This window comes from Paenibacillus aquistagni (genome assembly GCF_900177815.1).
Classification (GTDB): domain Bacteria; phylum Bacillota; class Bacilli; order Paenibacillales; family Paenibacillaceae; genus Paenibacillus_B; species Paenibacillus_B aquistagni.
Genome location: NZ_FXAZ01000005.1, coordinates 77,199 through 94,343 on the forward strand (window position 1 = coordinate 77,199; position 17,145 = coordinate 94,343).

Consider the following 17,145-nt stretch of genomic DNA (forward strand, 5'->3'; position numbering starts at 1 on the left):
TGCAACTTATCCCTGCTTGCACGCGTCCATATATAAAGAGCATTCGTTCTAAAAAGATTGTAAATATACAGCTGCTCCGATTCATACGGTGACCACTGTGGTTAGATTATAGAATCAGGGTAAACAAGCTTATAAACACACGGTTTGTCGCGAGACAAAGGTTAAGGAGGGTACAGAATGAACCAGCATAACAAAAGCCATATACGGTTGTTTCTATTGATCTCTATGATCATTATGATGTCATCCTTATATGTGTGGACATCCCCGTCACATCATAACCAATCTTCGGATAATTCTGTAGCACAGTCCCTCGTTGGCACCAAAGAGGCAGGTCACGCTTCAAGCAAGGAGAACGCGAAGATCGCGTCTTCCACAGATTCTGCGTCAGCTTCATCTCTAGATCAAAGCATGTTGAGTCAACCCTTCGACCCGCATGACATGAGTCTCATGGGCATACATCTGGATGATTCAACAGAAGATCTCACTTCCTCATGGGGAGAGCCATCTTCCTCTTATATTATGCCTGAGGAAGAGCCTGTCAAGGTATACGAATATGATGGCTTCTCAGTCGGCTGCACGGCTAGCGGCCACGTAGCCTTCGTTGAGGTTCACCAATCTGGACTTCATACAGGCATCGACGGCCTGCGAGTGGGTGAGCATAGTGATACGGTAAAAAAAGCAATGGGCTCGCCTGATCAGGATTCAGGATATGTGTGGGGCTATTCCACCAGCCATTCGATGCTGAGGCTCGATCTTGATCCCACAACAAGTAAAGTTCACGCTGTTAAGCTGTTTCGCACAACTGCTGCATAGCGCTAAACGTTAAGCATGTCCGCTTCTCTTCATGCATACAGTCTATGGAGGACAACTTCTGCATGTTCTACTATAGGCTGTTGCTAGGCATGAGAGGAGCTTGCTGTTAATGAGAAATGTATTTAAAGTTCTCCAAATATCCTTTACCTATATCGGAACGGTAGTAGGTGCTGGCTTTGCTACAGGCCAGGAAATCCTGCAGTTCTTTACCCAATATGGTCGAAATGCATTATTTACGATCTTAATCTCCACCTTATTGTTTGTGTGGCTGGGCACGAAGCTCATGGTGCTATCCCATCGCATCCAAGCCCGGTCTTATGAAGATGTCAATCTCACCTTATTCGGCCCTAAGGTTGGCGGCTATGTCAGTTTATTCACCCTTGCCGTCATCATCTGCGTCAATAGTGTCATGCTCGCAGGAGCTGGCTCCGTATTTGCCGAACACCTCAATATGCACTACCAGACAGGACTCTTAATCACCATTTTTGGTTCTTATCTCATCATCAATCGCGGGATGAATGCCATCCTGAACTTGAATTCACTTGTTGTACCCACCATGCTCGTCTTTACCTGCTTTATCTTATGGGATACCCTGCAGCTGCCAACAACAACGATGGCGTTTACCTACATATCAGACAAGCCGCTGTACAGCGCAATTTCCTCTTCTTTTCTGTACGGTGCCTTCAATCTCGCCATGGCACAGGCCGTACTTGTTCCAATGGGAGCCTCCATGCCTAATGAGAAGGTCATACGTGCAGGAGGCTGGATCGGAGGCGTATTAATCGGCGGCATGCTGTATGCCGGTCACATTGCGTTGTCCGCTCACATGCCAGGCATCATCCAATTCGAGATTCCAATGGGACAAATCGCCTATGGACTTGGCTTTGCGATCCAGCTAATTTATATTCTGCTCATTTTTTCCGAAATTTTCACAACCTTTATCGCGGATATTTATGGCGTGACGCTTCAGATCAAGCAGCGCGTATCCATCCATCCGAAGCTCATCGTCATGGCCATCATGCTCTTTTGCTTCTTAATGAGCCAGTTTGGCTTCAAATCTCTGGTATCGATCCTTTATCCACTGTTTGGACTGTTCAGCTTTGCTTGGCTGATCTTACTGGTCAAGATCAAGCTGGATGACCAGCATCCTATTCATCCAACTCCACCAGCAGGAGACTACAGCCATTTTCCACTCAAGAAGACATCGGTAAAAAAAGCTTCCGAACACTCATGATCAATAGCACCGATGGGTTGCGCCGAAACATTTTCACAGCACTCCTCTCTTCATTCTAAAGCGTATCGCGATCGACTGAACAACAGAATAAATAGCAGCAGGAAGAGGGCTCCTTCTAATGAAGAGAGCCCTCCTGCTCAACTTTGCAGCGAAATAATATGAGCATTTGGAATAGCTGCTTTAACAGCCTCAACCATGTATGGGTGACAAGTCGTCCAGATCATTTGCTGTCCGGCAAGAAGCTCAGGAATGCAGCGCAATGTATGGCGGAGGCGATCTGGATCAAAGTTCACAAACAGCTCGTCCCAGATTACAGGCAAACTTACTCTGCTGGACAAGCCATCAATCAATGCGAAGCGCATTGCCAAATAAACAAGCTCTGCTGTGCCTCGGCTTAAGGATAGACTGTCAATCCACTCGCCATCGCATCGTTCTAGATGAATATCCTGCGTGCCTGCAGGAGACATCAGCCGGACATATTGACCATTCGTCATCCGACGGACATATTCCCCCGCTCGCTTCAGTACGAATGGCTGCTTTTCCTGCTCATAGCTTCGTCTCGTTTTACGGATAAGCGCCCTTGCGATGGAATATACCGCGTACTGGCTTCCAAGCTGATCAAGCTCACTCTCAAGCTCCGCCATACGCTGGTGCCAGGCCTCGGTCTCCAACTGTTTCACGAGCTGCCCCTCTTCTTGACTCAATCGACCAGCTTGCTGTTCGAAGTCGCGAATCTCTTGGTCAAGCTTCTCCAGCAAATGCTGTGAATCCGTCAATTGCTGCTCTAGCTGCAGCTCATCATAGGTGGCCAGAAGCGCCTCTATGGAGGCCGTTGATGCTTCTGTCCCCCCATGGCCATATGCCGCTTTCAGCTCCCTATTTCTCTGCTCTAAATAAGCTCTCCGCTCTTCCTGCTGACAGCGCTCGGCAAATTGCTCCTTGCTCATCACCTTCGCGTTGTTCCAAATGCTCTTCTGCGCTTCAGACAGCTTCAAGCATTCCTGTTGAACATGGTCCAGCTCAGCCTGCCATTCCGCCATGGCCGCTTCCAGTCGTCGATTCTCCAACGCACGCTCCTCTTCAAGCTGAAGCTTCTCATGAAGCTCATTCAAGGCTATCATGGCAGCCTGAAGATCCCCATTCGATCGGAAGCGCTGTTCCTGTGCATGATCAAATGTGTGCGTCAGAGGCTTCTCCTCCTGCTCACATGCACGCAGGAACAAAGCATCCACTTGCTGAACGAAGGTATTCATACTTTCATCCAGCTGCTGGTAGCGTGCTTCGCAGCGGGCTATCCTAGCCTTTCGCTGGTGAGCCTGCATGGATCGCGAGGAGCAGTCTAGCACTGCTTGGGGACTCCAGCCCTCAGGCAGCTTATGCTCTATCAGCCATTGAATCCAGTTTGACTTAAGCTTACTCAATTCTGCACTAAGGCTCTCTTCGCTGTAACGCGCCCTTTCAGCATCCCGCATGCATTGCTTGTGCAGCTCTCGGACCGTGCGGCAGCTTGTCTCCAGTTGTTCTCGTTCATGATCCCAGGCTTGAACAGCATCCAATGCCTCATACATGAGCGGAGATGAAAGGCCTGCCGACTTTACTGCGCTCACCTGCACGGACCTTTGCTTACTCGCCTTATTCGCTGCTCCCCTTTGCTGTCCGCGCCGTTGGCGTCCTAAGACCGTCTCCTCCACGGCGTCGTTCATGCGAGGAGCAGCAGTCGAATAGCCCAGCGCATGAATCACGGGCTTGAGTTCTTCTAGCAGCCCATCATATTGCGACAATTCAGCAGCTTGTTCAGCTTTATTCAATCTAGGCATGGCAGCATACATCAGGCCCGCGCAAGCAGTACTGATTAGCAGTAACAGCACTGCACCTGCCCATTGCTGAATATAGGCGCAGATCCCAGCGGATAGAAGACCGGCAGCGGCAATGAGATAAGGATAAAGCCGCCGATGCCTTGGCGGCAATGAGGAAGGAAGAGGCTCTTGGCGGTTTTTTTCCTCAAGAGCGGATACGGCATCCTCTACGTCGCGAATGAGACGCTGTACGCGAAACGCATCAGGCGCATACCCGCATCCCAGCACTCCAAAGTCATGATGACGCTTCAAGAGAGCCTTGGCTTGCTCTTCATTCTCCTCTGCCATAAGCAGCTCGACGCCAGCACGATGCCCCTCTTCTTCTGCTCGGACAGCCTGATCCTCCTTCCTCGACAGCCTGTCCTTCATTCGCTGTACATCCTCAAGCGCAGCATCATCCAACGAGACTTCGATCGGCTCGCCTGCTGTTCGTTCTTGCCCGCGTTGGCTGTCCATACTGACGATATGCTCAAGCTCTTGCTTCAGCATATCCCGCTCCCGGCTTAGCTCCTTCATCTCCTGCCAATAGGCCTTCATCATGCCGATCTCGCTAACACGACGCTTGATCTCCTGAGCGCTCATCAGCAGTCGGTCATTCAAGGCCATATACTCATGTGTCAGCTGCTCCACTTTACGTTCAATAAAGCGGCCCCGTTCCTCATGGCTGTCCAATCGCTGCTGAATCCGTCCCAGCTGTTCTTGCCAAGCTGGCTGCCACCGTTCAAGCTTGGGAAGCAAAGCAAGCTCTTCTTGCACTGCCACGAGTTCGACCCATATTTCTCTGCAGCGAACAGCTCGTTCAACGAGCATCACTTGTTCCTTCACTTGCTCCCTTCGCTGCAGCCTATTCGCTAGAGATTCCTTGCAAATACGCTTGTCATTTTGTATGATCAGCAGCCGCTGTTCGTGCTTTTCGCTTTCTTTGCGATCCTTGCTCCGCTGCTCCATCTCCTGCAGCACACTATGAAGCTTCTGTACTCGGCCTCTTGGCTTGTATAGCTTCTCCATTTCCTGGGTAAGCCAGCCCTCAGTCTCAACCAAGCGAACTCCCGCATCGAATCCAGAATCATATAAAAAGGAGCGCAGCTCTTCCCCTTGCAGGGTATGTATGGCATGGAGCTCGTCAAGCGAGATGCTGTACAGCCTGCGATGCATCTCTAGATTAACTCCGCCAAGCAGCTCCTTCTCCATGGTTGGCAGGCTTTTCTTCATCATGACTGCATCCGTGGGCAAGTGCTGTACCCGGTGCATGAAGCCATTCGCCTGCTCCCGACATTCGCTGATCCACTGCTGCCCTTGATCATCGAGCATATGCAGTCTGCCGTTAAATGCCCCCTGGCAACTTAAGGCGCTTCGTTCCTGACGCTTCGGCACTCCATATAGCAGCATCCGAATCGCCTCGGCAGCACTGCTCTTCCCAGCTTCATTCGGTCCAACAATAAGCGTCAGCCCATCAGGAGCAAAGCTCAGCGTGCATGCTTTAAGCGGACCCAAGCCATCCAGATAGAGCTCAGTGATTCTCACCCCTTCTCACCTCCTTGATCCAATCTGCCAACAACGAGTTGAAGCGCATCTCTCATCCATTTTTCCTGCTCCGCCTCCGATTGATGCTGCAGCCACTGGCGAAGCCTTCGCTGGCTGTAGAAGCTGCCCAACACCTCTTCGAGCAGCGCTGCAAGCTCCTCCTTATCCTGAAGCAGCGCATCCCCAAGACGCACGACATCTCCAATAAAATGGTCGGCCTCGCGCCAGCGCTCCAAGTCGCTTGTCTCCTCGCGGTTCACCATAATCTGCAAAGGCCATACGATAGACTCCTCACTCTCAAGTCGCGGCCACTCGGATTCCTTCCATAGTTCAAGCAATTCCTGCTGTAGATCGCCTTGCAGCAGGTCATGCTGCACAGCAGGGCTTGCGCACAACGTCATCCGTACAAATGCTGATCGACCTTCGCTTGCTTCACGGATATCTTCCACCGCTCGAAGCAGCATATCCCCTGCTTGCTGCAGACTGCTCGCTTCATGGAGATTAAGTTCCATTTCAAACCAGCGCATGCAATCGAGGGCATGAAAGGCAAGCTCTGTGCTGTGATCATCATGAACATCAACCACAAAAGCCCCCTTTGCTCCTGTCTCCTTGATGTGCCGGCTCTGGAGGTTGCCCGGATATACGATATAGGGATCAGTGGACAGAAGCTGCCTCACATGAATGTGGCCTAGCGCCCAATAATCATAGCCCTTCTGAACAAGCTCCTCCTTCGTGCAAGGGGCATAGGGATCATGATCCTTGTTCGAATCCACAGTCCCATGCAAAAGCCCGATGCGGTACATGGAATCAGGGACAGAACGTCCGGTTTGTTGATGAACTCTTCGTTCTGGCTCTCTTGGATACAAGGAAGCCAGATTATCATAGACCGCCGCTTCTCCATACGACATGCCTGTCACAACAGCTACCCATTCTCCCTGCTGATTGAATAACGGGAGACTAAGCGGCTCATGTGTGCCAAATACATGGACATGCTCGGCTTCCGACCAAGGCTCGGATTGCTTCATTGGATCATGGTTGCCATGTATAATAAATACCTGAACATGTGCCTCGCCAAGCCGATCGAGGCCTCTTCTCAGACGCCATTCGGCTCGTAGTGTTCGATGAGCCCCATCGAACAAATCTCCGCCAAGCAAGAGCGCATCTGCACCACAACGGATCGTTAAGTCGACCAGCTTGTCCCATGCTGTAAAGGTAGACTGAAGCACTTGCTCACGCAGCTCATTAGGAAGCTCCGCAAGTCCCTTGAACGGGCTATCCAAGTGAAGATCGGCTGCATGTACAAATCGAAATCCCATCCCCTTCACTCCCTGCATTGTAATCGCTATAAATAGATAAATTCAGCGTACTCCTTATATCCTCATCTATTTCTATTTTAAAAAGGAAACGCCTTTGTGAAAAGGGGCTGTCCCCTAAAGGTGTCAGATAACATACTGCCTATACTAACACGTGAAAAGACCTCAATACCCACAGCATTGTGCGTGGAGACTGAGGTCTTGTTCACTTATCGAACATTCCAGTTAGACAGGGTACTCGAACCGTCTTTATGTGACGACACGGCTAATCCCTTTGTTCAGGTTGCTTTGCGAAACCTCATATATGTCAGCTTCAGCTCATTGACAATGCGGCTTAACGAATACGTTCCCTTTGCCTTCGTCCAAGCGGCGCGGGCCAACTCATAGCGGAACTGCGAATCCGTCATGACACGCTCCAACGCTTCTGCTAGCTTCGCCGCATCATCCACTGGAACGAGCAGGCCATTCACCCCATCTTCGATTTGCTCGGAGATACCGCCCACTTCCGTACCGACAAGCGCGAGCCAGCATAAGGCCGCTTCTGCAAATACCGAGCCAAAGGCTTCGGCACGTGACGGCAGGACAAAGATGTCCGAGAACGGCATGAACTCTTCAGGATGAAGCATATAGCCATAGAAGATGGTCTCATCATAAATACCCAGCTGCTGAGCCTTATGTTCCAAATCCTCACGGATAGGTCCATCGCCAATAATATGAAGGACATAGTCTAGTCCACGCTGCTTCAGCATTGAGCAGGCTTCAAGCAGCACATCAATGCCTTTGGCCGGCACGAGCCGACATACCGTGATTAGCTGAGGAACAACATTGTCATGAGAGATTGGCTTGAATCGCTTCTCGTCAAATCCGTTTGGCAGCACCTCGACCTTTTCAGCCTCGACCAAAAAGCCGTCGAGATACTTTTTAAAAGACTCTGACACGGTCATGATAAGGTCTGCCTTCTCCTCCAGCTCCCGGTACAGTGAAGTTAAGAAATGATACTCTGGCCCGTTTGCTTCAATGCGCTTATTCAAGATCAACTCCTGCTCAAAGCTTGAATGAATGGTCATGATAAGCGGCGTCTTTGGAAAAAGCTCTTTCATAACCAGCGCAGCGATCGGATGATGAGCATGAATGAGATCATACTCTTTTTGAATCCTAAGCTTCGTCCACCAGACATAATCTTTATAGGTTTGCATATATTTTTGAACGATAAGACTGTCCCCATATTCATTCCAATCAAAGGTCTCAAAGGACACAGGCTCTGATCCTTTTCCTCTAATGCGCTTCGGCAGGGAAAACAAGTCCATCTCCCAATTTGGCGATTGAAATCGTTCTAGGATATAAGGGATCATAGACGATACCCCACCCGGCTGTTCAGGCGGGAAAAACAAGGCTTGCAATATTTTCACGATTCCCCCTCCTTTTTTCGCATTCCCTTTTCGCTCACCATTGTTTATGATATATTAGACCTTACTTTCCGTAAACAAAAAACGTTTAGGAGCTCTCACCTATGAATGAGTTTCTCATGTTCATTCCGGACTCATACGAAACAGCTGCCTTTAGTGTATACTGCTTGATTTACTTGATGATCATCATGATCACCTTAGCGCTAAGAGTGTACACAAGACAGCGTTCTTTCGCATATATATGGCTCAGCATCGGCCTCGCCCTTGTGCTCATTGATCGGATCATTATGGTATCAGACTACTCGCATGCACTCTTAACGCAGCACTGGTTTGGAATCGGACGAGCCTCCATGCTGGCCTTATCCTATATCTTGTTGAATCTAGCTGTACTGCGGCTGTACAAGCGGATGAACCGGCGCATGCGCAATCGCTTTATCCTGCTCGCGGCAGGCATTCCTGTGTCAGCGGTACTATCTGTATCCTTAATGCCTGTTGAATCCACCCATAGTGGGTTGTATTGGCCTACCATTGTATATCAAATGATCTGCGCCCTGCTGTGCTATTTCTGGGTCGCGCCGCGAATTAATCAACGCATCCCTTATCTGCTTGGCTTATTGACCTACAATCTGTATTTGGTCATCTTGATGCTCAATGCTTATATTTACGAATCAGGCAATGACTTTCTTTTTTCCATCACGCAGGTGACGGCTCTATTGTTCTATAGTATTCTGCTCTTGATCTTCTTTGAACGAATTATTGAGAATTTGCAAAGCACCTATCGGACCTCCATTACGGATGGCCTTACAGGCTTGTATAATAAGCGATATATGTATCAGCGCATGAATCAGTGGTTCAACCATCGCAATCGATATGGAGCGCTTATCTTCTGTGATTTGGACAACTTCAAGAGGCTCAACGATACAGAAGGACATATGTATGCCGATGAAGTGCTGAAGAAAACCGCGCATATCATTCGCGAAGAGGTAGAGGAGTACGGTCTTGCAGGCCGTTTTGGCGGAGAAGAGCTCATCGCTTTCATTACGAATAAGCATGTGAATCCTGTGGAATTGGCCGAATCGATCCGCGTCCGAATTGAGCAGGAGACAGGCGCCACCGGCAGCTTCGGGATCAGCATTCACAAGTCAAAGCTTACGGTTGATGATCTTGTTCAGCAAGCCGACGAAGCGATGTACAGTTCCAAGCAGCGCGGCAAGAATCGTGTAACGAGCTTCGATCAGCTAAGCAACGCATCCCATTATCCGTCCAAATCAAGTTGACGTAGACATAAACAATCCCCTGCAGGTCAGTTGCGATTTGCAGGGGATCTTTTTATCTTATTGAATGTCTCTCGAATTAAAAGCGTAAATCGATGCAAGGAGCGGAATAAGCATATAGATCACATAAATGACAAGCGTGAATAGGAATGTTGCTCCCTCATAAGGCAATGCATTGGAGTTCCCTGTTATAAACCCTTCCCAATTCAGATTCGGGAAGATGAGGAACTTGTACCACGATTTGTTCGCCATAAACATCGTCAGTCCGCTTAGCGACTGAATAATGATCGGAATACTGATTGCTAGCCCTAAGCTTCTTGTTAACACAGCAACCATAAAAGCAAACAGCATATAGAATAATGCGGATGGCAGCGACAATAAGGTCTGTCTCAGCACATCCATGATGGTCATGGTCGTATCCCCTGAGAACAAAATAAAGCCGACTGCAGCACTCAGGACAACTGCCAGAACATAGACAGACAGCATAATCAGCAGCAGATTCGCAAGCTTGGACATTAAGACCATCGTGCGGCTTGCAGGACGAATTAGAATTTGCTTGATGGTGCCGTCCTTGAATTCATCCGTTATCGTCTGAGATGCCACAACAATAAAGAAGTAACTTGATATGGTCAGAAGCACAGAGATGCTGACGTTCATGGATTCTATCGCAGCATATTCGCCTCTTCCTCCAATCGCGAGTCTCATCACAACGCCGATCCCAATTGCAAGCAGCGCCAAGAAGATATAGTAGTAAGGCAATTGTCTTTTGCTTGTTGCCTTCATCCATTCATTTTGAACCAGTCCGTTGAAGTACTTCATTGGATACGACCTCCCTTTGTCATTTGCAAGAATGTATCCTCAAGGGTTGGTGTAACCTTCCGTACCTCATACAGCTTCACACCTTGCTTTACGAGATGTTCAATCAACTGTGGGATGTCATGGTGTGGCAAGCTCAGCGTTACGCGATTGCCTTCAGCTGAGGTTATGCTCCATGCGCTATCCTGCAGCGCCTGTTGAATCTCCTCCATTGTCTCTACCTGCAGCTGAATCGACTGTAATTCTTCTGCTTGCGAGCCTTCCTTGCTGCCATCCAATAAACGCTCACCCACGTATTGGCCATTCTGAATGATCAATACACGATCACACATCAGCTCTATCTCAGAGAGCAAATGGCTGGATACCAGGATCGAAATATTCTCTTCTCTAGACAAGCGCCGCAAGTAATCGCGAAGCTCTCGAATTCCAGCAGGATCTAGGCCATTGGTTGGTTCATCAAGAATTAGAATCGATGGGTGGTGCAGCAGCGCTTGAGCAATTCCAAGACGCTGTCTCATGCCTAGAGAATAATTTTTGACCTTCTTGTCCAGCGCTTGATCCAAATCAACGAGCTTCACGATCTCCTGGATCCGCTCTTCACTAATCGTTCTGCCGCTCATTCTGGCAAAGTGGATCAAATTTTGACGACCTGTCATAAACTTGTATAACTCAGGGTTCTCAACAATAGCGCCCACATGCATCATGGCTTTAGCACGATCTGTCGCTACATTGTGCCCTTCAATAATGATCTCACCAGCATTCATGGACATCAGTCCAACCATCATGCGGATGGTGGTTGTCTTCCCCGCTCCATTCGGTCCAAGAAAGCCGTATATTTCTCCGCGTTCTACGCTAAACGACAAGTTATCAATAATCGTCTTGCCGCCCATTTTTTTCGTCACATTTCTAATCTCTACGACGATATCATTCATGACCTCACTCCTTATTTGTTACACCCTAGTCATATCCTTTGGGGATTTGCTTACTGGCAGTTACTATTGTAATGCATTATAGGGAGAAAAACTCTTACATTATCGTCATCTTCCAGATTGAAGGGGTGGAGGCGCGGCAGACGTCAGAAGCTTGTCTATAAAGAATCAATGCCTGTGTATGAAGAGGAAACTTGGCGGTATAGCCCAAATGCAAGGAATCGGGATAAATGTCCAATCCTGATCAAGGCGATCGCATACTATACTATATACCGAATGACGGACGGTTCCGCTGCATCCTCCAACTGCCCGGAGCCAAATCAGCCCGATTCGGTGTGGACCAACTACATTGCTAAGGGAGGAATTGTATAATGAGTGCTGTAGCAGGTTACACTTCCACGGGTGTTATTTTGGTGTTGTTCATCCTGTTGGTCATCGTTTCTAAAGTATTCCTTTACTAACTCCAACAACAGAACGCTACCACGATAAGGAGGGGGATTAATCCCCCTCCTTTTTGTTCTATATAATGGACTTGCAGTACTTGACCAATGCAGCATGTACGCCATCATCATTGTTGGACAAGGTCACGTCATCAGCCGCTTCCTTGATATCTTCTGGAGAATTATCCATTGCTATACCGATTCCAGCAAATTGAATCATCGTCAAATCATTATAATAGTTGCCGATTGCTAGAATGTTCTTTTGATCCACATTACGAATCTCAGAAAGCTTCTTCAGCGCATTTCCCTTAGTGGCTTCAGCATGCATGACATCAATAAAATAGTCGCCAGATCGGATGCACTGCAGCTTATGATCCCACTTCGCAAGCTCTTCTTCTATCTTGTCCATCCGTTCTTTCTCACCGCTTATGGTCATCTTTACGACCGGGCTCTCTAATTGATCCCATCCGGGAAAGCCCTTTGGCTCGATGCGAAACTGTGCATATAAGCCCAGCATCTCAGGTGTTAAGGCTTCATAATGTGTCACAAACAAATCAAACGTTGTATTCAAATCAAAATGAAGGTCATGCTGCTCGCAAAACGCCAAATAAGGGCTAAGCTCTTCTTGAGTCATCTCAAAGGAATGAAGCACCTTGCGCCCTACCGACTGTACGGTTGCTGCACCGTTATGCGTGATTACGATCCCATCCATCCCAAGCTCATCTAGATAAGGCAGTGTGCTGCTCGGGCTCCTTCCTGTGCATAGAACAATGTCAACACCATGTGCTGACAACTCTTGAATCGTGGCTCTATTCTTCGGCGACAAACGATGATCGTCATGAAGCAGCGTTCCATCCATATCCAATGCTACCATCTTTATATGCAAGTTTTATTTCCCTCCATCATGTCTTTCTATTTCGATAAGGACGTATTCTTCAATGAATGAAGCTCCTCATCTGTAAGTTCTCTCCACTCACCGAGCGAGAGTGCTTCGTCAAGGACTAATGCTCCCATTGACAGACGCTTCAAGTAAGTCACCTTCTTGCCAACAGCCTCAAACATTCGCTTTACCTGATGGAACTTCCCTTCAGAGATCGTAAGTTCTATATGAGACATCGTTAGCGATGCTCCCTCCTCTACCGAGGTAATGATCAAATGTGCAGGCTTGGTCACATAGCCGTCATCTAAGGTGACCCCTGCCTCGAAGGCACGAATATCCGCATCGTCTACACGGCCTTGCACCTTAGCATAATAGGTCTTTGGGACATGCTTCTTTGGCGCCAGCAGCTCATGAGCCAGCTTGCCGTCGTTAGACAGCAGCAGCAAGCCCTCCGTATCTTTGTCGAGCCGCCCTACAGGAAACGGTTCAAAGGCCTGCAGTTCATCTGCCAGCAATTCCACAACCGTTGGGTCATGGCGATCCTCTGTCGCTGAGACGACCCCAGGCGGCTTGTTCAGCATAACATATATAAATTCGCGGTAACGGATTAATTCTCCATCCAATCGAATCTCATCCTGCTCAGGATGAACTTGCTTGCCACTGTCCTTTATAACGGCTCCGTTCACTTGAATCAAGCCTGCCTTCGTCCATTTTTTGATCTCCGACCTTGTGCCGCAGCCCATATGGCTGAGCAGCTTATCCACTCTCATCGTCTTTGCCATTTAAGAATTCCACCTCCACGCCGCAGGATATTCATTTTTGAGCATGCCATTCACGTATTTGCCAAAGCCCAAGGGCGCATCCATCAAGGTAATCAGCACATACCCTTTGGCTGCAGCACCCGAATGCAGAACAAGCTGCTCTTCGCCTATTGTTAGCGTATCGCCTCTCAAGTACGGGATCAGCGTGTCTGAATCCACTTGAAGAGGATACACACGCTTCATGTGGACAGCTTTGAGTCCAAGCGCCATCGCATGCGAAGGCTCGAAGCGTCCAGACTTGAACGTCCCGAGAAACCAGCCTGGCCGCACGACGCGAAGACCAGACAGCCGCTCAATCGGCAGCGGACAGCTGTATCCATAGGTGTTCATCATCGCATTCATCGGAGCAGGCTGCTCACGCAAGTGCTCTTGGCAGAAGGCAGAATAAAGATCTTGCTCGGTAACGTCAGGCAAGCGAGGGCCTTTGTTCACAGGGCCTGAATGAGTGCGCATCGCCTTTTTATCCTCTTTATTGCCTTTACGAGCATGCTTCTTCGATTCCCGATGCTTGAGTGCTGAACCAGCATGGGATTGTTCTTTCGTACAAGGATGTCCCTGTAACGAGCAAGCTGCAGCACCTTGAAGCTCCTCGCGCTCCTCGCGTGCTCCAGCTCGCCCAAGAACAGCCACATAATGACCCTCGCCCTGCAGGCGATGCGGCCATAAGCGGATGGTATGTCGAGTCGCTTCAATCGCCTCGTTGTCAGCCTCCCAGCCATGCTCCTCCATGCAGGCTTGCGCCCACTCCGGTCTTCCGCTTGCAAAGCCATGCTTTAATTCAATCGGAATGACCTTATAATCTGGATGCTTGGTTAGGAAACGTGCGATTGAAGCTTCATTCTCTTCTGGTGAAAACGTGCATGTAGAATATACAAGCCGTCCTCCAGGCGCAACAAGCTTGGCAGCTGAATCGAGAATATCCTGCTGCATCTGTGCATAAGTCGTAACCGGCTCCCGCTCCCAAGCTCGAACCATGTCTGGATCCTTGCGAAACATGCCTTCGCCTGAGCATGGCGCGTCGACCAGCACCTTATCGAAAAAGGCGGGAAATGCATTTGCTATTCGTGCTGGCTCTTCATTCAACACGATCGACTGGGTGACGCCATACAGCTCCATGTTGCGCACAAGCGCCTTCGTACGGTCTGGATGGATATCATTTGTGACAAGTAAGCCCTGTCCTTCAAGACCTGCCCCAATCTGCACGGATTTGCCTCCCGGAGCCGCACACAGATCCAGCACATAATCCCCTGGCTGAACATCAAGCAGCTCGACTGGCGACATCGCACTTGGCTCTTGAATGTAATACAAGCCGGCATAATAAAACGGGTGCTTGCCAGGTCTTGCCTCTGGCGGCGTGTAGAAGCCATCCTTGGTCCAAGGTATGGAAGCCGCAGGATAAGGAAGATGAGCGATAACCTTATCCATTTCCGTCTTTATCGTGTTTATTCTAATTCCCGCACGCACAATCTCCTCATAACTCTTCATAAATGCTTCAAATTCTTCGCCAAGCCGCTGTTTCATGGCGTTTACAAACGCTGTAGGAAGCCTCATATATCGATATATTCATCCTTTCAAGCCTTACGTGTCATTACTATGTACAGCATATCATTTTGAAACTTATTTTGAAATATTGACGTAATCTTTCAAACGCTTACGTCCAATCAACATTACAATATTGTCACGTTGCATCTTTTCGCTTGTTCACAATCGAGAACAGCATGTACAATCGTTCTTAGGCTTAAATGGGAAAGGAGACAAAAGTCCTATGCTTAAAATAGATCAACTGTCGCACTCCTTCCGGAATGGTCTTGAATGGACCGAGGTCCTTCATCAAATCAGCTTTGAAGTTCATAAAGGAGACATGGTTGCGCTTCTTGGAAGCTCCGGCTCCGGGAAATCCACTCTGTTGAACTTGATGGCAGGCTTAATGAAGCCGACGGAGGGCAGCATTTACATAGCCGGTCAGGATATCGTGACGATGAACGAGAATCAGCTGGCCGAATTCAGAAGATCACATATCGGCTTTATCTTTCAAGCCTACGAGTTGATCCCGAATTTAACCGTTAGAGAGAATATTGAGCTTCCACTCGTCTTCCAAGGCCTATCGCCAAGGAAGCGCAAGGAAAAAGCAATGGTGCTGCTTGAGCAGGTCGGTCTTCCCGACAAGTCGGAGATGTTTACCTCTCAGTTGTCCGGCGGACAGCAGCAGCGCGTAAGTATTGCTCGTTCGCTCATCACTGAGCCGTCGGTCATTTTTGCGGACGAGCCTACAGGGAACCTGGATACCAAAACCGAAGAAGAGATCATCGCGATCTTAAAAGAACTTAATAAGAGCATGCAGACCACCTTCATTATCGTCACGCACGAACGCGAGGTTGCCGAACATACAAGACGTGTCCTCACCCTGCGCGATGGTCATCTTGAAGAGGAACCTGTGCGCACGCCTGTGCTTGGAGGAACAACATGAGAATTCGAGATTATATGTCCTTAGCGTTTGATCAGCTGCGAAGACGCAAAGTTGTGACGGCACTGTGCGCGGCAGGGATCTCCATCGGCTGTGCCGCCATCATCGTAGCTATGAGCTTGGGAGATTCCGCACAGTCCTATGCGGAGAAGGAGATGAACTCCTTCCTGCGCATTGATGAGATTACAGTAACGCCCTTTTCTGCTGGCGGCAATCGCAGCGGCGAGTCCAATCCGAACAGCGAAGAAGCGATACGCGGACAGCTTACCGATCAGAAGCTGGAGGTCATTCGCAAGCTTCCTCATGTGAAGAGTGCGCTGCCCATGCAGTCGTTATCCTATATGCCTATGTTTATGTCAGATGATCGCAACAACCATGTTGAAGTCATTGCGACTGACCTGAATGAGCTGATGTCTATGGGGAATACGTTCAGGCAAGGCTCCCCCTCAGATATCCCGGATACAATCGTGCTCAATCATGGAGCCACCTTCGGCTTAATTGATCAACAGGCTTTGAATGATCTATATACGAAGCTTGAGCGAGATCCTTTCAACGAGGAGCTTAACAAGCAGATTAATCAGATTCAAAAGCTGCCCGCTTCCTTGTATCAGAAGCAGGTTCGCTTTAAATATCAGGGCATGGAGCCGAATAAGGAACTTTCAAGCTCCTATATGAGAGTCACAGGAATACTGGCCAAGCCCGCTAATTCAACGGACAGCATGGCCGTTTATGACAAGAAAGCCTATGTCTCTTTTGAGACCGCTGAGCTGCTTATGGATCAGCTGAAGCTTAGCGAAACGAGCGGGGTTGCTCCCTTGAAGAAAGGCCAATACAATGCTGTCGTGGTTAAGGTCGACCAGCAAGACCACGTAGCTAAGGTGGAAGAGCAGATCAAGAAGCTCGTGCTGAACACACAGACCAATCTCAATCAGAAAGATCGACTCACGGAGCAGTTTGCCATCATCCGTACGATCGCGCTTGGAGCTGGATTGTTCGTACTGCTTATTGCCTCCATCTCCATCGTCGTAGCAATGACCATGTCCACCTACCAGCGCAGAAGGCAAATCGGCATTATGAAGGTGCTTGGTGCGAATCTTGGCCAGATCCGCAACATGTTTATTATCGAGGCCGCCTTGCTTGGATTTATCGGGGGATTGATCGGGGTGCTGATGTCTTATTGGATCGTATGGGGCATTAATGGCGCAGTCATAACAGCAACGTCAAGCCAGGAAACCATTATTTTCATTCCGTTCTACATTATCCCGCTCGGCATTTTCTTTGCGATCTTGACTGGAGTGCTGTCTGGCATCTATCCAGCGTTGTCGGCTTCGAAGACAGACGCGCTGACGGCGATAAAACGAGATTAGCTGAAATA

General features: G+C 48.9%; 14 protein-coding genes. 6 read left to right on the plus strand and 8 right to left on the minus strand.

What is annotated here, in order from left to right; genetic code table 11:
* The first annotated feature begins 177 nt into the window (after positions 1-177).
* Together B9Y93_RS16930 and B9Y93_RS16935 are read left to right on the plus strand one after the other, a co-directional pair.
* On the plus strand, positions 178-813 hold the full coding sequence (locus tag B9Y93_RS16930) for a hypothetical protein (RefSeq protein ID WP_085496263.1): 636 nt from the start codon (positions 178-180) through the stop codon (positions 811-813).
* Between the two features lie 109 nt (positions 814-922).
* Positions 923-2,047 carry a YkvI family membrane protein gene (locus B9Y93_RS16935; RefSeq protein ID WP_244903450.1) on the plus strand — a complete coding sequence of 375 codons (1,125 nt, stop codon included), beginning with the start codon at positions 923-925 and terminating at the stop codon, positions 2,045-2,047.
* A 137-nt stretch (positions 2,048-2,184) separates the two neighbouring features.
* On the opposite strand, the gene B9Y93_RS16940 is transcribed toward B9Y93_RS16935, so the two are convergent.
* The 3 genes from B9Y93_RS16940 to B9Y93_RS16950 form a co-directional block, all read right to left on the minus strand.
* Positions 2,185-5,427, minus strand: a complete 3,243-nt coding sequence (locus B9Y93_RS16940) for an AAA family ATPase (RefSeq protein ID WP_085496265.1) — start codon at positions 5,425-5,427, stop codon at positions 2,185-2,187.
* Positions 5,424-6,743, minus strand: coding sequence for a metallophosphoesterase family protein (locus tag B9Y93_RS16945; RefSeq protein WP_176228964.1), 1,320 nt, complete (start codon positions 6,741-6,743; stop codon positions 5,424-5,426). The genes B9Y93_RS16940 and B9Y93_RS16945 overlap by 4 nt, the downstream gene beginning before the upstream one ends.
* Before the next feature lie 275 nt (positions 6,744-7,018).
* The gene (locus B9Y93_RS16950) at positions 7,019-8,149 is read right to left on the minus strand and encodes a glycosyltransferase family 4 protein (protein ID WP_085496268.1); all 1,131 of its coding nucleotides are present in this window, start codon (positions 8,147-8,149) and stop codon (positions 7,019-7,021) included.
* Between the two features lie 101 nt (positions 8,150-8,250).
* Between B9Y93_RS16950 and B9Y93_RS16955 the strand changes: the two genes are divergently transcribed.
* Positions 8,251-9,423: a GGDEF domain-containing protein gene (locus B9Y93_RS16955; protein WP_085496270.1), complete on the plus strand. Its 1,173-nt coding sequence runs from the start codon at positions 8,251-8,253 to the stop codon at positions 9,421-9,423.
* 57 nt (positions 9,424-9,480) lie between these two features.
* Here the strand turns inward: B9Y93_RS16955 and B9Y93_RS16960 are convergent, their stop codons facing one another.
* A complete protein-coding gene (locus tag B9Y93_RS16960) occupies positions 9,481-10,239 on the minus strand; it encodes an ABC transporter permease (protein WP_085496273.1) in 759 nt (252 codons plus the stop codon).
* Positions 10,236-11,168 (minus strand): ABC transporter ATP-binding protein, encoded by a 933-nt coding sequence (locus B9Y93_RS16965; RefSeq protein ID WP_085496275.1) that lies wholly within the window; start codon positions 11,166-11,168, stop codon positions 10,236-10,238. The genes B9Y93_RS16960 and B9Y93_RS16965 overlap by 4 nt, the downstream gene beginning before the upstream one ends.
* Positions 11,169-11,536: 368 nt before the next feature.
* Here B9Y93_RS16965 and B9Y93_RS24925 point away from each other — a divergent pair, with 368 nt between their 5' ends.
* Positions 11,537-11,626: a sporulation protein YjcZ gene (locus B9Y93_RS24925; RefSeq protein WP_139829187.1), complete on the plus strand. Its 90-nt coding sequence runs from the start codon at positions 11,537-11,539 to the stop codon at positions 11,624-11,626.
* A 58-nt stretch (positions 11,627-11,684) separates the two neighbouring features.
* Here B9Y93_RS24925 and B9Y93_RS16970 read toward each other — a convergent pair whose 3' ends face one another.
* From B9Y93_RS16970 to B9Y93_RS16980, 3 genes are read right to left on the minus strand one after another with little or no spacing between them, the layout of a single operon-like run.
* Positions 11,685-12,491 carry a Cof-type HAD-IIB family hydrolase gene (locus B9Y93_RS16970; protein WP_088549583.1) on the minus strand — a complete coding sequence of 269 codons (807 nt, stop codon included), beginning with the start codon at positions 12,489-12,491 and terminating at the stop codon, positions 11,685-11,687.
* Positions 12,492-12,517: 26 nt separating this feature from the next.
* Positions 12,518-13,267 carry a pseudouridine synthase gene (locus tag B9Y93_RS16975; RefSeq protein WP_085496278.1) on the minus strand — a complete coding sequence of 250 codons (750 nt, stop codon included), beginning with the start codon at positions 13,265-13,267 and terminating at the stop codon, positions 12,518-12,520.
* Complete coding sequence (locus B9Y93_RS16980; protein ID WP_085496280.1) at positions 13,268-14,857, minus strand: RsmB/NOP family class I SAM-dependent RNA methyltransferase; 1,590 nt, start codon at positions 14,855-14,857, stop codon at positions 13,268-13,270.
* Between the two features lie 214 nt (positions 14,858-15,071).
* Between B9Y93_RS16980 and B9Y93_RS16985 the strand changes: the two genes are divergently transcribed.
* Both B9Y93_RS16985 and B9Y93_RS16990 read left to right on the plus strand, forming a co-directional pair.
* Positions 15,072-15,773 carry an ABC transporter ATP-binding protein gene (locus B9Y93_RS16985; RefSeq protein WP_085496282.1) on the plus strand — a complete coding sequence of 234 codons (702 nt, stop codon included), beginning with the start codon at positions 15,072-15,074 and terminating at the stop codon, positions 15,771-15,773.
* On the plus strand, positions 15,770-17,137 hold the full coding sequence (locus tag B9Y93_RS16990; RefSeq protein WP_085496285.1) for an ABC transporter permease: 1,368 nt from the start codon (positions 15,770-15,772) through the stop codon (positions 17,135-17,137). Before B9Y93_RS16985 ends, B9Y93_RS16990 begins: the two co-directional genes overlap by 4 nt.
* Positions 17,138-17,145 lie beyond the last annotated feature (8 nt).

Coding starts and splice junctions, on each gene's coding strand:
- B9Y93_RS16990 (WP_085496285.1), top strand. CDS start 15,770: ATGAGAATTCGAGATTATATGTCCTTAGCGTTTGATCAGCTGCGAAGA.
- B9Y93_RS16985 (WP_085496282.1), top strand. CDS start 15,072: ATGCTTAAAATAGATCAACTGTCGCACTCCTTCCGGAATGGTCTTGAA.
- B9Y93_RS16955 (WP_085496270.1), top strand. CDS start 8,251: ATGAATGAGTTTCTCATGTTCATTCCGGACTCATACGAAACAGCTGCC.
- B9Y93_RS16960 (WP_085496273.1), bottom strand. CDS start 10,239: ATGAAGTACTTCAACGGACTGGTTCAAAATGAATGGATGAAGGCAACA.
- B9Y93_RS16935 (WP_244903450.1), top strand. CDS start 923: ATGAGAAATGTATTTAAAGTTCTCCAAATATCCTTTACCTATATCGGA.
- B9Y93_RS16980 (WP_085496280.1), bottom strand. CDS start 14,857: ATGAGGCTTCCTACAGCGTTTGTAAACGCCATGAAACAGCGGCTTGGC.
- B9Y93_RS16945 (WP_176228964.1), bottom strand. CDS start 6,743: ATGGGATTTCGATTTGTACATGCAGCCGATCTTCACTTGGATAGCCCG.
- B9Y93_RS16975 (WP_085496278.1), bottom strand. CDS start 13,267: ATGGCAAAGACGATGAGAGTGGATAAGCTGCTCAGCCATATGGGCTGC.
- B9Y93_RS16965 (WP_085496275.1), bottom strand. CDS start 11,168: ATGAATGATATCGTCGTAGAGATTAGAAATGTGACGAAAAAAATGGGC.
- B9Y93_RS24925 (WP_139829187.1), top strand. CDS start 11,537: ATGAGTGCTGTAGCAGGTTACACTTCCACGGGTGTTATTTTGGTGTTG.
- B9Y93_RS16930 (WP_085496263.1), top strand. CDS start 178: ATGAACCAGCATAACAAAAGCCATATACGGTTGTTTCTATTGATCTCT.